Here is a 14,420-nt window from a genome sequence, read left to right on the forward strand (position 1 = left end):
AAAAAATGTTTTTTGTTTTTCTAATAGTTAAAAATATTGTGGATTAAAAAAAATAACGCGGATAGTATTTATTTTCATCCAAGATATCATAATAAGCAACAAAATTTTTATTACTATCTTTAACTATAAAAGGTTTTTGGGTAATTATTTGTCTTTGGTCTAAATAAGTGCCGTTTTTTACTAACTTAATTAAATAATCATTTAAAATAAGTTCATCATAAGAAGCAAAAAAAATACTATCCAAAATCAAATCATTGAGTTCTAAATTTTCAATAGTTTTAGCATTTTGTAATAAATGAGTGCCAATTGCAGTTCTTTGCAAACGAAGAAGAGCTCCATAAGTATTTAATTGCAAAGCTAGATCACGAGCAAGACTTCTAATATAAGTTCCTTTGGAAACATGTACCAAAAAATCTACTTGGTCGTGACAAAACAAAGATTTTTTTTCAAAATGATGAATAAAAACTTCTCTTGGAGGTATATCTACAACTTGATTTTGGCGTGCTAAACGATACATTTTTTGACCTTTAATTTTGACTGCTGAAAACATAGGAGGTATTTGCCAATACTTTTTTTGATGAAAAGATGCAAAACTTGTTTGGATAGCAAAATCATTTAAAGGGATATTTTTAGTATCCAACAATTTACCTTTCACATCCAAAGTATCATAATGTTTATTAAAAAGAAAGGTTCCTTGATAAGTTTTTGAAAGTTTATCGAACAAAAAAGCCAGTTTAGTGGCTTTACCCACACAAACAATTAAAAGTCCTGAGGCTAAAGGATCAAGCGTTCCTGTGTGTCCTACTTTGTCAAAATGAAATTTTTTTTTAATTTGAAAAACTACATCATGTGATGTCATCTTTTCTGGCTTGTTGACTAAAAAAAAACCGTTCATAACGTTTGATTTTGCTTTCGTTTTGTGGTAAAATTATTTATAAGAATGTAAAAATTTAAGCAAGTCTTCTTTATTTAGAAATCCGCTATGTCTTGCTAATTCTTTTTTATTTTTGTACAAAATAAGGGTGGGGAACCCAGAAACGTCTTTTTCTAATGCTAATTGTCTAAAAAAATCAACGTCTACTTTGTAAAAAAGAATGTCTTGTTCTAAAGTGCAAACTTCTTCCAAAACAGGCAATAATCTTTGACATGGAGGGCACCATGTAGCAAAAAAATCAACAACTACCAATTGTGGGGTAGCAGTTATGGTCTCAAAATCTTGTCCTTGATAATTCATTAAATTACTCATCATATTTAAAACTCCTTTTGTTTTTTTGGTATTTGGATTTTGGCATACACCAATTTATTATAATTTAAAAAAATGTTAATTAATAAGGATATGTTTTAGTTATTTTAATTTTTTAAAAAATGAAAAAATGATTTTTTTATGCATCATATTTTTTTTGGAACTTTGTTCGTTTGAGAATTGTTTTATAATGCGTTTAATATTGATGCAAACATAAAGCAAAAACGCAAATGAAGACAAAGGAAAGGATTATTTTAATTAATAATTTTATACAATCAAAATATTTTTCTTCTTGGATAACAAAAACTTTGTATTTAAGAGAAGCTATTTTTTGTTACAAAATGTTTTGCGAAATGGGTTTTAGTTTGCAATAAAAAGTGGTTACGTTGCAGGTTTGAATGGTTAAATTTTAATTTCTTTCATATCTTTTATTTGTTTGCTTTGTAAAAATTCTTTGATTCTTTGATTAAAGGTTAGTTTAATTTCACTAAAGTTTTGGAATAATAAAAACATTTTTTTAAAATATCTCTTTTTAAATCTTCTTTATAATTAACCGATATCGAATTGTAACTAAAAAAACGTGTTAGTTCTTGGGATTTGTGAAAAGCCTCAACAAAATCAGAACAAGCTTTATCAATAATTATTTCGCAAATCACTTATTTAGCAGCTTTTCCTGCTAAAAAAACGATAATTTCTTAGATTAAAGTTTCTTTTAATAAAATATTAGGATTTTGTTCTTTGGAAAATAAAGTAAATAATTTTATCCGAAGAGTGTGGAATCAAAGAAACTGAACTTAAAAAAAGAGTGTTTTTGACTTAGCTGATAATTATTTTAGCAGCTTCATTAGTAGCAATAATTTCTTTTTCTTTTTTTTCTGCTTGCAGCATCAGCTATATTTTTGCCTTTAGCAAATAATTCTAAAATAGCTTTTTGTGCTTTAAGGTCAGGTAGTAAAATATTAACTACATAATTAAAACGTCCTGGACGAAGCAAGGCATAGTCTAGAGCTTCTACTCTGTTAGTAGCAACTATCACAATGAAAGTATTTTCATTATCTCCGGATTTAAATACCATCCATTTGATGTTGTTTCCTTTTTCTTGTTGGCTAAAATCGTTTCTATCAATAACAAAAGAATCAATTTCATCAATAAAAAATAATGCTTGTTTTATGGGTTTTTATTTTTCCAAACAAATATCTTACTTTTTTTAGCACCATCCCCACGAATTCTTTGCAAAAAATCAGTAAAAATAAAAGCATAAAAGGACGCATCTGATTCGCCCGCCAGTACTTTGCAAGCAAGGTTTTTTCCTGTTCCTGGAGGACTGTGATAATAATATAATTCCTTTGTGAATTTTGACTACTGCTTAAAAGTTCTTTTTTAAAAAATATAATTATTGTAGCCATAACCATTCTTCGAGAAATTAAATTAATTATGAATCTATTATTAAATGTGAACATATAAATGTAATAATATAAAAAAAGAAGCATCAAAATAAATTAAGTCCAAACTCATTAAAATAAATAAAATTATTGTGTGTTAATAATTTAATTATATAGGCAAAATCTCATCAATTTCCAAGCGATTAAATAAAATATGATAATTGTCTAATTTTTGACTTGGAAGAATCCCGAAAGTATCTAAGCTTTTAAAAGTAATATCCGAGGCTTTGAGTTGAGTTAAAATTTTATTAGCTGTTTGAGGTAAAAAAGGTTGTAATAAAACCCCTAAAAACCTTAAAGCTTCTACCAAAGAATATAGTGTGTGGTCTAATAGTTGTTGTTTTTCAGGATTTTTAAATAAATTCCAAGGCTCTACTAAATCAATGTATTTATTAGCAAAACGAGCCAAATTAATAATTTTTTTAAGGGCATCTCCCACTTTGTAATCTTGCATTTTGAGACGAACTGAAGGAAGAGTTGCTAAAGTTTGTTTGGATAAATCAAATTTAGGGTCTAAATTAGATGTAATTAAAGTTTTAGATAAATTATTTTGACGATAAATTTTTATCATCCCAAAAACTCTATGAACTAAGTTTCCCAAAACATTAGCTAGATCACTATTGTGCCTTTCTACTAACAATTCATAAGTGATATTACCATCTTGAGCATAAGGAATTTCTGATAGAACAAAATAACGAATGGAATCCACCGGAAAATGCTTTAACAAATCATCAACGTACAAAACGTTACCTTTAGATTTAGACATTTTATTTTTATCAAATAAAATCCATGGATGGGTTAAAAACTGTTTGGGCAGCGAAATTTCAAGTGCCATCAATAAAATAGGCCAGTAAATGAGATGAAACCTTAAAATATCTTTACCAATGACATGCATATCGCAGGGCCAATATCGATTAAACTGGCTATTTTCAGATGTAGGATTGTAGCCTAGTCCGGTTAGATAATTGCTTAGAGCATCAATCCAAACATAAATCACGTGTTTGGGATCAAAAGGAACGCGAATGCCCCACTTAAAAGAAGTTCTAGAAACAGACAAATCTGATAATGGTTCTTTTAATAAATTTAACAGCTCTTTTCTTTGGGCATCAGGTTTAATCAAGGAGGGGTTGTTTTCTAAATATTTCAATAAATGGGATTGGTATTTGGAAATCTTAAAAAAATAAGTTTCTTCACTGATTAAAATAGGAATTTCACCATTAGAAGTTTTTCCATCAATTAAATCTTTGGGAGCCACATAAGATTCTTCAGAAACTGAATAAAGTCCTTGATATTTTCCTAAATAAATATCTCCTTTTTTCCATAACTTGTCAAAGATGGCTTGAACTGTTTGTTTATGGTTAGGGTTGGTAGTTTTGACAAATTTATCATAACTTACTTGCATTAAATCATAAATTCTTTTTATTTCCAAAGATATTTGGTCTACATATTCTTGTGGATTTTTACCTTGTTGCAAAGATTTAGCAGCAATTTTTTGTCCGTGTTCATCGGTTCCTGTTTGAAAAAAAACATCAAATCCTTCTAGGCGTTTAAAACGAGCAATGGCATCAGCTAAAATGCATTCGTAAACGTTGCCAATGTGTGGAATGCCAGAAGCATAGGCAATCGCTGTGGAAAGAAAAAATTTAGGTTTTTGTTTTTGGGTTGTTTTCATAAAAACTCCTTAAATAAATGGTGGCAAAAAATATTTTTAATTATGGGTTGTTAGAAAAAATCTGCATGTGGTTTGAAAAATCAAATCAAGATTGGTTTTTTTTGATTTTGTATTGGCGATAAATTTCTTTTTTGGTAATGTTTCTTTCTTGAGCAACTTTGCTAAAAGCCTCTTTTTCGTTAAAGCCTAATTTGAGGTAAAAAAGAACGTGATCGTTTATGCTTAGAACAAGCAAATGTTCGTTGGGATTGGGATTGCCTGCAACAACAATGACATATTCTCCCTTATTAATTAAATCAAGTTCTAAAATAGAGTCAAGATTACCATTGATAATGGTTTCAAATTTTTTAGTCAGTTCACGTGCTAAAGAAATTTTTCTATTACCATATAATTTGTTTATTAAAAGTAAAGTCTTTTTAATTCTATGAGGAGATTCATAAATAACAAGGCTTTCGGAGGTATTTTTATATTGGAGTAAATATTTTTTCAAAGCTTGAGACAAACGAGGTAAAAAAGCCAAAAAGATAAAAGGTGAAGGGATAGCAGAAGTCATAAAAGCAGTTAAAAAAGCAGATACTCCTGGGATTGCTACCACATTAAAACCATGTTTTTGCACTTCACAAACTAAAGAAAAACCAGGATCGCTAATAAGAGGAGTGCCCGCATCGCTAATTAAGGCGATATTTTTTCCTTGTGATAAAAGTTCTAAAATTTGAGGTAACCTTCTTGTTTGATTGTGTTCATAATAAGAAAGTAGAGGTTTTTGGATTTGGTAAGTGTGTAAAAGTTTTTTGGCTCTTCTAGTATCTTCTGCTAAAATTAAAAAAACTTCTTTTAAAGTATAAAGCGCTCTTAAGGTGATATCTTCTGAATTACCTATGGGAGTTGCTACTAAATATAAAATAGGCTTAGCATTGCGAAAACTTTGTTGTTGAAATAACATATTTTTTTACCTTATTTGTTGGGTTTTGGTGTTTACAAAATTTTATATTGCTTTAATATAGGGGGGTTGTAAATTTGTAAAGATTTAAAATGAAAGTCTTTGAGCTTCTAATTGAATTAACAAAGCCATTAAAAGATTTTCTTGATTAGATAATATATATTGTTTTTTGTAAATTTGATGAATAATTTTTAAAATATCGAAAGCAGTTGTAAGGGGTAAAGTTTGATAATATTTTCGATATTCTGGATTTGTTAAAATTTGTGTTTTGGAAAAATAAATGGGTAACTGGTTTTTGGGTATTTTTTCATATAACACATCAGAAAAAAAATGTAATAACGCTGATAAAAAATCATTTAAAAAATGAGGAAAAGAAGTAAGTTTTGCAAACACAGGAGAGGCAAAAACCGCTAATTTTAATGAAATTGTTTTTGGAAATTGAATAAGAAAATCCAAAAAAAACTGTTTAAAATTTTGATAATAATCGCTGGCAATGAATAAATCCATTTGATCGGGATTTTTATTTATTAAATTGCTTAAGTAAAAATCAAAAACATCTATTTGGGGTTTAGCTTTGGGGTCTAAATTTTGTGTTTTTGCATCCACGGCATCAAAGATATTAATAATTTGACAGCGAGAAACTATGGTTGGTAAAACTTTTTCTAAATTATTGGTTAATAAAAAACCTATAGTGTTGTTGGAAGGATTTTCAAAAAAATGCAATAAACTATTGGAAGTTTGGGTAGTTATTTTTTCTATTTCTTCGATTACATAAATTCTTTGGGTTCCGAATAAAGAAGTTTTCAAAAAGTTTTTTTGAAATTGCAAAATTTGTTCTTTGGTAAAAAGATGGTTTTGTTTGGTCAAATAATAAAAATTGGGGTATTGCGAATTAAGTAAGGTATCTTTTGACAAAAGATAAGGGTCATGGGGTTTAAAAATGCGATAGGCAAGTTCTAAAACAAATTCTTTTTGTTGGGAAAGGGTGGATCCAACAACTAAATAAAGATGGGCGAGTTTTTTATTTTGGATAATTTGATTAAATTTGGTTAACAAAGATTGGATTTTTTTCATAAATCTATTTGGAAGACTTCTTTGAGTTTTTGTTCAATGATGTTATAAATCTTTTCCAAGGACTTACTTGCATCAATTAAAAAAATTCTTTTTTGTTGGTCTTTTTGATAAAGGTCAAGATAACCTTTGCGTACTTTTTTATGAAAAGATAATTTTTGTAAATCAAATGAATTAATTTCTTTAGGTCTAAATTGTTTGACTCTTTGAATTCCTATTTTAGGATCTAAATCTAGATAAAAAGTAATGTTGGGCATATAATTTAAAGCCAAATTATTAATATTTAAAACAAAATCTTTACTTAAACCACGAGCATAAACTTGATAAGCTATAGTAGAATCCAAATAACGATCACAAATAACTATTTTATTTTGTTGTAAGGCAGGAATAATTAATTTGCTTAAATGTTCTGCTCTATCTGCTGCAAATAACAAAGCCTCAGTGTGAAAATCTATTTGTTTATTATAAGAATGCAACAAAATATTTCTAATTACTTCATTAAATAAACCACCACCAGGTTCTTTGGTTAAAACACACGAATATTTTTTACTTAATTTTTCAAATAAATAACTTGAATGGGTGGTTTTTCCGGTGCCTTCACAACCTTCAAAAGAAATAAACATTTAGTATAAATTCTCCTTTTTGTGTATTTTTATTTATTGTCACAAAATCAATAAAAAATTTTTTTTAAAACTAAGGCTTTGGCAGGAGCCAAAAGGGTGGCTTTTTTAGTTTTGTTACCTAATAACATCGCTTGAAATTGTTCCAAAGAAAATTTATTTTTACCAATTTCAATTAAACTTCCCACCAAAAAACGAATCATATATTTTAAAAAACCATTACCATGAAAAACTAAAATATATTTGTGTACAGTTTCTTTGAGAGAAGCTTGAAAAATTGTTTTAGAAAAATTTTTAGGCTGGGTCTCACTAGTAAAAGCAAAAAAATTATGAGTGCCTTCGATAAATTTTAGGGCTTTAGTGATTTTGACAAAATCAAACTTGTCAGCAAAAATTTGAAAATGATGGTTAAAAGCATTAAGGGGTTTTTTAGAAAAAACATATTGATAAATTTTTGATTTCGCTGAATAACGAGCATGAAAATTAGGAGTGGCAAAATGCATTTGTCTAACTCTAATATCAGGAGGCAAAAGATAATTAAGAGTTTTTTGGAAATGTTTAGGTTTTAGAGAAAAAGTGGTTTGGAAATGGAGGGTTTGTCCTTGAGAATGGACTCCTTTATCGGTTCTACTAGCTGCAAAAGTGGGGATGTTTTGATGGGTCATTTTTTTTAAAGCTTTTTCAAAAGTTTGTTGCACGGTTTTTTTTTGAGGTTGTTTTTGATATCCACAATAAAAAGTACCATCATAGCTTAAAATTAATTTATAAAAAAAGTGTTGCAAAAATGCCTCCTTGTGTAACTACAAAATATTTTTAAAAAATTTAAAAATGTAAAATAAGGAACGAAGAAAAAGGTGTTAATATTAAAAAACCTCCTTAATCCTTAAGATAAGAAGGTTTTGATAATTGAAGCTTTTTGTGAAAGAAACTAAAAATGCTCGGTTAATTGTTGTTAAACAAAAGCGATAATTGCCATTGGAGCACTATCACCACGACGAGGAACAGTTTTAATAACTCTAGTGTATCCACCTTGACGATCAAGATATTTAGAGGAGATATTTTTAAATAGTTTTTGTAAAACTGTAGTGTCATCGTTGATTTTTTCATCAAAAAGATGTCTTTTGGCTTGGCGTCTAGTATGCAAAGTATTTTTTTTAGATAAAGTAACCATTTTATCAGCTAATTTTTGTAATTCCTTAGCTTTAGATTCAGTTGTCATAATTTTTTCTTGCACAATTAAATCAGTCATTAAAGTTCTTAACAAAGCTCTTCTTTGAGATTTATTGCGTCCTAATTTGCTAAAAGGCATAAAATTTATCTGTCCTTTCTATTTTCTAATGTGTTTTTTAGTTTTAATGTTTGTCTTTGTCTTCTTCAACGCTATGATGCAAAGCTTCTTTGAGGTAATCGTTGAATTCTAAACCATATTCTAAAAATTTATCTTTTAATTCTTGGAAAGATTTTCGTCCTAGGCTTTTCAGTTTGACAACTTCTTTTTCACTTAATTTCACTAAAGAAGCAACTGTATCAATCCCTGCTCTTTTAAGACTGTTGAAAAGTCTTACAGATAAATCTAATTGTTCAATTTCTAAATCTAGCACGTAATTATGGGCTTCTTTTTTAGATTCAGAAACAAATTCTACATGAGCAGGTTTTTGGCTTAATTCTACTAAAACATTGAAATGATCTACTAAAATGCTAGCTGCAGTTGCTAAAGCTTCTTTAGCTAAAAGAGCGCCGTTAGTGGTAATTTCAATAGTTAATTCGTCTTTATTGCCTAATTTTTTTTCTACTTGATAAGAAACATTAACAACAGGAGTAAATAAAGAGTCAATTGCAATAACGCCTACTTGATTTTCAATGTGAACTTTATTTTCTTTGGCACCAACATAACCGATGCCTTTTTTAATAGTGACTGTCATATGAAAGCAAACATCATCAGAAAGGGTGGTAATGTAATGATCGGGGTTGATGATTTTAACTCCTGCAGGCAGTTCGAAAGAAGCAGCAGTTAGGCGTTGTGGTCCTTTAGCGATTAATTCTAATTTTTCTTCAAAATCATCTGATTCGTCGTCTACGGCAAAAACAATTTTTTTTAAATTTAAAATAATTGTCATGACATCTTCATAAACGCCCGGAATAGTAGTGAATTCTTGTTCTACTCCTTGAATTTTAACATTTACAATAGCAGCACCAGGCAAAGAAGATAACAAAACTCTTCTTAGGGCGTTTCCCACAGTAATGCCGTATCCTCTTTCTAAAGGTTTGATAGTGAATTTCCCGGAAATGGGATTTTCATCAATTTCTTCAACAAAAAAAGGTTTAATAAATTTAAGATTTTTCATAATTACTCCTTAAAATGTCGAACAAGATTATTATCCTCTAGGAGGTTTTGGCGGTCGACAACCATTATGTGGTACTGCAGTAACATCTTTAATAGCAGTAATTTCTAATCCTGCTGCTTGCAAAGAACGGATGGCTGCTTCTCTTCCGGGACCTGGTCCTGTAATGAAAGTTTCTACTTTAACCATTCCGTGTTCCATCGCTGCTTTGGCAACTGCTTCAGCGGCTAATTGAGCTGCAAAGGGGGTTGATTTGCGACTTCCTTTAAAACCCAAAGCACCTGCACTACTCCAAGTAACAGCATTACCGTTAAGATCGGTGATAGTAACAATGGTGTTGTTAAAGGTGGTATGGATGTGTGCAATTCCTAAAGGAACATTTTTTTTAACTTTGCGTTTGGTATTTTTTTTTCTTGCCAATGCATTTCTCCTTTATTATTTTTATTTTTAGTTAACTTTATTTTTTTTCTTACCAGCAATTGCTGCTTTAGGTTTGCCTTTAACAGTGTGAGCGTTGTTTCTGGTTTTTTGTCCTCTTACAGGTAATCCTTTACGATGACGTAGTCCTCTGTAAGCTCCAATCTCCATTAAACGTTTAATATTTAAAGTAACTTCACGTCTTAGGTCACCTTCTACATTGTATTTAGTAATTTCAATACGTAAAGCTGATAATTGCTGTTCGGTTAAATTTTTAACTCTAATATTTTGGTCAATTTTTAACTCGTTTAAAATTTTATGAGATAATTTATTTCCTAAACCATAAATATAAGTTAGTGCAATTACTACTCTTTTGTCGCTTGGAATATCTATTCCTGCAATTCTCGCCATAAATATCTCCTTTTATCCTTGTCTTTGATTGTGTCTGCGATTTTTTTTATTGATAACATAAATGCGTCCTTTACGACGAACAATGATATCGTCTTCGCTGCGTTTTTTAACTGAAGCTCTAACTTTCATAAACTTTTCTCCTTACTTAAAACGATAAGTTATTCGTGCTTGTGTAGGGTAGTATGGTGATAATTCAATTCTTACTTTATCACCAGGTAAAATGCGTATGTTGTTGATACGTATTTTACCAGAAACATAAGCAATAATCGTTTTTTTATTTGGAAGCTCTACTTTAAATTTATCATTTGATAATAATTCAACAACTTTAGCTTCGATTTCAATTTTGGATTCAGTTTCGTTTAAATTGTTTTTTGACATTCAAAGTGATTCCTTTAATTTTTATTTCTGGGTTCGAGGGGGGGTGATTGTGATATAATTTGGTAAAATGAAAAATATATTATGCAAGTATTTCATATCCTTTAGGAGTTACTAAAACTGTGTGTTCAAAATGAGAACTTAGACTTTTATCTATGGTAACTACAGTCCAATTATCTTGCAAAATAGCAATTTCAGGATTTCCTAAAGTAAGCATGGGCTCGACACAAAAAGTCATTCCTGGTTGCAGTATTTCGCCTTCGTGTGGTTTGCCAAAATTAGGAATATAGGGCTCTTCGTGTAAAGATGTACCAATACCATGTCCGGTAAATTCTTCTACGATGCCTAAATTATTTTTTTTAGCAAAAAGTTCAATGGCATGAGAAATATCAGAAAAATGATTTTGAGGTTTAATTTGCAAAAGACCTTGTAATAAGGCTTTTTGAGTAAATAAAAGCAAGTTTTGAGTAGTTTGGCAAACAGTTCCTACAGCATAAGAATAAGCACAATCAACATAATAACCTTGATAGTTAATTCCTAAATCTAAGGTGATGATATCACCTTGTTTAAGGATGGTTTTTTTGGAAGGAATGCCGTGAACTACCACTTCATTAACTGAGGCACAAATATGTTTGGGAAAGCCATTGTAACCTTTAAAGGCAGAAATGACACCTTTTTTTTGATAAAAATTCTTAGCTAATAAATCTAGATCAAAAGTTGACATTCCTGGAATAACAAAGGAAGCAAGTAATCTGTGGGCTTCATTAATGATTTTTCCTGCTTGTTTCATGATAGCAATTTCATGAGGAGTTTTAATGGAAATCATTTGCGGTCTGTTTCTAAAACTTCTAAAATCATTTTAGTAACTTGGTCGATGGTTTGCATACCATCTACTTCAAAAAGTTGGTTTTGTTCGCAATAATATTGCACTAATGGTAATGTTTCTTTATTAAACACTTTGAGGCGTTTAAGGAAAGTTTCTGGTTTATCATCTTCTCTTTGAATTAAGGTTTTTTGGTCTTTGTCACAAATGCCTGGATTTTTGGGAGGAATTTTTTCGATGTGATAAACCTTGCCACATTCGGGACAAATTCTGCGTCCTGCAATTCTTTTCATTAAATCTTTGGTTCCAGCGTTAAAATAGATGACTTTAGTTAAAAATAAATGAGATTTTTTAAAAAAATCATCCAAAAAACGAGCTTGCAAAACATTGCGGGGAAAACCGTCTAATAAAAAATCTTTAGTAGCGATGTCCTTAGACAAGTAATCAGCTATCATTTGGTTAGTGATGTCGTCAGGAACTAAAAGTCCTTGAGCAATAAATTTTTTACTTAAAGTTCCTAATTCAGTATTTTCTTTAAAATTTTTACGAAAAATATCGCCTGTTGAAATGTGGTTAATTTTTAAAATATATGATAAAACAGAAGCTTGAGTGCCTTTACCAATTCCTGGTGGTCCTAATAATATTAGTATCATGTTGTATTGTTTGCTTAATTAAAATAATTTTTGATATTCTTTTTTGTTGGCAGTAGCTTTGATGCGTTGGATAGTTTCAAGGGCTACACTAACAATAATAAGCAAACTGGTTCCTCCTAATTTCATATCTTTCAAACTTAAAAAATGTTCCATAAGAATAGGCGTTACAACAAGAGAAGTAATAAAAACAGTTCCTAAAACGGTGATTTTAAATAAGGTATTAGCTAAATAACGAGTAGTTTGTTCACCTGGTCTTAAACCTGCAATATAGGCATCTTGTTTAGATAAATGTTCTGAAATATCTTCGGGATTAACATTCATAAAAGCAGAAAAAAAAGAAAGAACAATTACTAACAAGACTAAAAAACCTATGGCAAAAAAGTTAATTTGGTTATTAGAAGAATTAGTATTGGTAAACAAATTTACATACTTAGTCAACTTGTCATTCCCAATAAATCCTGCTAGCATCTGGAAAGGTTGCAATAAAGCAAATGACAAAATAACTGGCATAACTCCTGCACTATTAATTTTTAATGGAATGTAGCTTTTGCCTTGCACTTGATTGCGCGCATAATTGATAGGTATTTTTAAAGATGTTATTTGCACAACTACAGTAAAAATTAAGAATAAGAGAAGTAAAAGAACAATACATGCAAAATTAAAAGTTTTCAAAGTTAAAAAAGTATTTTGAGATAAATATGATTTGTTCAAATTTGCAAATAGATTAATTACGCTGTGGCTCATCGAAACAACAATTAAAATAGAAGTGCCGTTTCCAATACCTTTGGAATTGATAAGGTCAGCAAACCAAATTAAAATAGAAACTCCTGCAGTAGCAATTAAAGCTAACAAAAACAGTTGGCTTGTACTTATTGATGTAACTAAAAGTTTTGAATAACTGTTCAAAAAAGCAAAAGATTGTCCAAAAGCGAACAATAAGGCAAGACTACGTGTTAAAAGATTAAGTTTGCTTTTTCCCATTTGTCCTTGGTCTTTCCATTCACGACAAATAGGAAGGAGCTTTTGCAAAAATTGCACTACAATGGAAGAAGTAATATAAGGAGTTATCCCCAATCCAAAAAGAGTACCAGCATTTATGGAAAAAACCCCAAAAAGTTTGGATAAATCAAGAGATTTAGAATTAATAAAAGGAAGAGGCCAAGAAGTTCCTAAACAAACAATAGAAATAATAAATAAGGTGAAAAAGATTTTAAACATTAATTTACGATTGCCTAAAACTAATTTTAATTGACGTTTCATCTTTAAATTACCTCTATGTTTCCACCAACTGCTAAAATGGCTGCTTGAGCTTGTTTGGAGAATTTTGAAGCTTTGACTAATAATTTTTTAGTGAGAGTTCCTTGCGACAAAACTTTAATACCACATAATTGGTCTTTAATTATTTTTTTTTCTAACAATAATTGAGGAGTAACAACGGTATCTTGAGGAAAGGATTCTAGAGTTTTAAGGTTAAGAAGAGCGTATCTTTTTTGGGAAAAATTGTGAAATCCTCTTTTAGGAATTCTTTGAAAAAAAGGAATTTGACCGCCTTCAAATCCAGGACGCAAAGTTTTTCCTGAACGTGCTAATTGTCCTTTGTGACCTTTACCAGAAGTTTTACCAGTGCCACTACCAGGTCCGCGTCCTAAACGTTTAGTGGACTTGCGAGCATTAGTGACTGGTTTTATTGTGTGTAACATTATTTTTGCTCCTTTGTATAAGAAACTTTTTCAACTACAACAAGATGACTGATGGTTTTAATCATTCCATGGATGGCTGGAGTATCATCTTTAATAACTTGATTGTTAATTTTTTTTAAACCTAGGCAGTGAGCGGTTTTAATTTGATTAAAACGACAAGCAATAAGACTTTTGGTAAGAGTAATTTTTAATTTCATTGTTCTTTTTTCGCTAAATTAATGCCTCTTAATTTAGCTACTTCTTCTTTAGTGCGTAAACTTTGTAATCCATCCATTACTGCTCTTATTACGTTAATAGAGGTACGCGAACCAAAAGTTTTAGTAAGAACATCATTAATGCCTACTAATTCTAAAATAGTTCTAGCAGCTTTTCCTCCAGCAACAATTCCAGTTCCTTTGGAAGCTGGTTTTAAAAAAAACTTAGACGCTCCAAAGCGTCCAATAGTGTCATGAGGAATAGTAGTTCCCACAATAGGAATACGAACTAATTGTTTTTTGGCTTTTTCTAAAGCTTTTTTAATAGCTTCTACAATTTCTTTAGCTTTAGCGGTGGCGAACCCAATTTGCCCTTTTTTATCGCCAACAACTACCAAAGCAGAAAAACGAAAACGAGCGCCTCCTTTAACTACTTTAGTAATACGATTAATTTTAACAACTTTTTCTTCTAAAAGAGCGGCTTTTTTGTTAAATTCTTTCTTTATTGCTTTCATTT

General features: G+C 30.1%; 20 protein-coding genes and 1 pseudogene. All 21 read right to left on the minus strand.

Features of this window, described 5'->3' with window-relative positions; translation table 11 throughout:
- Window positions 1-43: 43 nt before the first annotated feature.
- The 21 genes and pseudogenes from truB to rpsE all read right to left on the minus strand — a co-directional run bounded on the left by truB (window position 44) and on the right by rpsE (window position 14,418).
- Window positions 44-895 (minus strand): tRNA pseudouridine(55) synthase TruB, encoded by an 852-nt coding sequence (gene truB, locus AYWB_RS02370; protein ID WP_011412764.1) that lies wholly within the window; start codon window positions 893-895, stop codon window positions 44-46.
- A 33-nt stretch (window positions 896-928) separates the two neighbouring features.
- Window positions 929-1,249, minus strand: coding sequence for a thioredoxin family protein (locus tag AYWB_RS02375; RefSeq protein ID WP_011412765.1), 321 nt, complete (start codon window positions 1,247-1,249; stop codon window positions 929-931).
- Window positions 1,250-2,087: 838 nt separating this feature from the next.
- On the minus strand, window positions 2,088-2,414 hold the full coding sequence (locus tag AYWB_RS02385; protein ID WP_083755012.1) for an AAA family ATPase: 327 nt from the start codon (window positions 2,412-2,414) through the stop codon (window positions 2,088-2,090).
- Window positions 2,411-2,563 (minus strand): annotated as a pseudogene (locus AYWB_RS04550) (hypothetical protein); the annotation flags it as partial. The gene AYWB_RS02385 and the pseudogene AYWB_RS04550, both read right to left, overlap by 4 nt.
- A gap of 231 nt (window positions 2,564-2,794) precedes the next feature.
- On the minus strand, window positions 2,795-4,357 hold the full coding sequence (gene metG, locus AYWB_RS02395) for a methionine--tRNA ligase (RefSeq protein ID WP_011412769.1): 1,563 nt from the start codon (window positions 4,355-4,357) through the stop codon (window positions 2,795-2,797).
- A gap of 85 nt (window positions 4,358-4,442) precedes the next feature.
- Window positions 4,443-5,300, minus strand: a complete 858-nt coding sequence (rsmI, locus tag AYWB_RS02400; RefSeq protein ID WP_011412770.1) for a 16S rRNA (cytidine(1402)-2'-O)-methyltransferase — start codon at window positions 5,298-5,300, stop codon at window positions 4,443-4,445.
- A gap of 84 nt (window positions 5,301-5,384) precedes the next feature.
- Window positions 5,385-6,371 (minus strand): DNA polymerase III subunit delta', encoded by a 987-nt coding sequence (locus tag AYWB_RS02405; RefSeq protein ID WP_011412771.1) that lies wholly within the window; start codon window positions 6,369-6,371, stop codon window positions 5,385-5,387.
- Entirely contained in the window at window positions 6,368-6,991 is a 624-nt protein-coding gene (gene tmk / locus AYWB_RS02410) for a dTMP kinase (RefSeq protein ID WP_011412772.1), read from the minus strand. Before tmk ends, AYWB_RS02405 begins: the two co-directional genes overlap by 4 nt.
- 47 nt (window positions 6,992-7,038) lie before the next feature.
- Complete coding sequence (gene truA / locus AYWB_RS02415) at window positions 7,039-7,770, minus strand: tRNA pseudouridine(38-40) synthase TruA (protein WP_011412773.1); 732 nt, start codon at window positions 7,768-7,770, stop codon at window positions 7,039-7,041.
- 170 nt (window positions 7,771-7,940) lie between these two features.
- Window positions 7,941-8,297: a 50S ribosomal protein L17 gene (rplQ, locus tag AYWB_RS02420; RefSeq protein ID WP_011412774.1), complete on the minus strand. Its 357-nt coding sequence runs from the start codon at window positions 8,295-8,297 to the stop codon at window positions 7,941-7,943.
- A 43-nt stretch (window positions 8,298-8,340) separates the two neighbouring features.
- Window positions 8,341-9,333 carry a DNA-directed RNA polymerase subunit alpha gene (locus AYWB_RS02425; protein WP_011412775.1) on the minus strand — a complete coding sequence of 331 codons (993 nt, stop codon included), beginning with the start codon at window positions 9,331-9,333 and terminating at the stop codon, window positions 8,341-8,343.
- Window positions 9,334-9,363: 30 nt separating this feature from the next.
- A complete protein-coding gene (rpsK, locus tag AYWB_RS02430; protein WP_011412776.1) occupies window positions 9,364-9,750 on the minus strand; it encodes a 30S ribosomal protein S11 in 387 nt (128 codons plus the stop codon).
- Between the two features lie 27 nt (window positions 9,751-9,777).
- Window positions 9,778-10,158 (minus strand): 30S ribosomal protein S13, encoded by a 381-nt coding sequence (gene rpsM, locus AYWB_RS02435; protein WP_011412777.1) that lies wholly within the window; start codon window positions 10,156-10,158, stop codon window positions 9,778-9,780.
- A gap of 12 nt (window positions 10,159-10,170) precedes the next feature.
- Window positions 10,171-10,287: a 50S ribosomal protein L36 gene (gene rpmJ, locus AYWB_RS02440; protein ID WP_011160599.1), complete on the minus strand. Its 117-nt coding sequence runs from the start codon at window positions 10,285-10,287 to the stop codon at window positions 10,171-10,173.
- A gap of 12 nt (window positions 10,288-10,299) precedes the next feature.
- Window positions 10,300-10,536, minus strand: a complete 237-nt coding sequence (gene infA, locus AYWB_RS02445) for a translation initiation factor IF-1 (RefSeq protein WP_011412778.1) — start codon at window positions 10,534-10,536, stop codon at window positions 10,300-10,302.
- 79 nt (window positions 10,537-10,615) lie between these two features.
- Window positions 10,616-11,359, minus strand: a complete 744-nt coding sequence (gene map, locus AYWB_RS02450) for a type I methionyl aminopeptidase (RefSeq protein ID WP_011412779.1) — start codon at window positions 11,357-11,359, stop codon at window positions 10,616-10,618.
- Window positions 11,356-12,009 (minus strand): adenylate kinase, encoded by a 654-nt coding sequence (locus AYWB_RS02455; protein ID WP_011412780.1) that lies wholly within the window; start codon window positions 12,007-12,009, stop codon window positions 11,356-11,358. The genes map and AYWB_RS02455 overlap by 4 nt, the downstream gene beginning before the upstream one ends.
- Window positions 12,010-12,027: 18 nt before the next feature.
- Window positions 12,028-13,269: a preprotein translocase subunit SecY gene (secY, locus tag AYWB_RS02460; RefSeq protein ID WP_011412781.1), complete on the minus strand. Its 1,242-nt coding sequence runs from the start codon at window positions 13,267-13,269 to the stop codon at window positions 12,028-12,030.
- Between the two features lie 2 nt (window positions 13,270-13,271).
- Complete coding sequence (gene rplO, locus AYWB_RS02465) at window positions 13,272-13,709, minus strand: 50S ribosomal protein L15 (protein ID WP_011412782.1); 438 nt, start codon at window positions 13,707-13,709, stop codon at window positions 13,272-13,274.
- Window positions 13,709-13,906, minus strand: a complete 198-nt coding sequence (gene rpmD, locus AYWB_RS02470) for a 50S ribosomal protein L30 (protein WP_011412783.1) — start codon at window positions 13,904-13,906, stop codon at window positions 13,709-13,711. Before rpmD ends, rplO begins: the two co-directional genes overlap by 1 nt.
- The gene (gene rpsE / locus AYWB_RS02475; RefSeq protein ID WP_041639888.1) at window positions 13,903-14,418 is read right to left on the minus strand and encodes a 30S ribosomal protein S5; all 516 of its coding nucleotides are present in this window, start codon (window positions 14,416-14,418) and stop codon (window positions 13,903-13,905) included. Before rpsE ends, rpmD begins: the two co-directional genes overlap by 4 nt.
- Window positions 14,419-14,420: the final 2 nt, after the last annotated feature.

The organism is Aster yellows witches'-broom phytoplasma AYWB (genome assembly GCF_000012225.1).
In the GTDB taxonomy this organism is placed as follows: domain Bacteria; phylum Bacillota_I; class Bacilli_A; order Acholeplasmatales; family Acholeplasmataceae; genus Phytoplasma.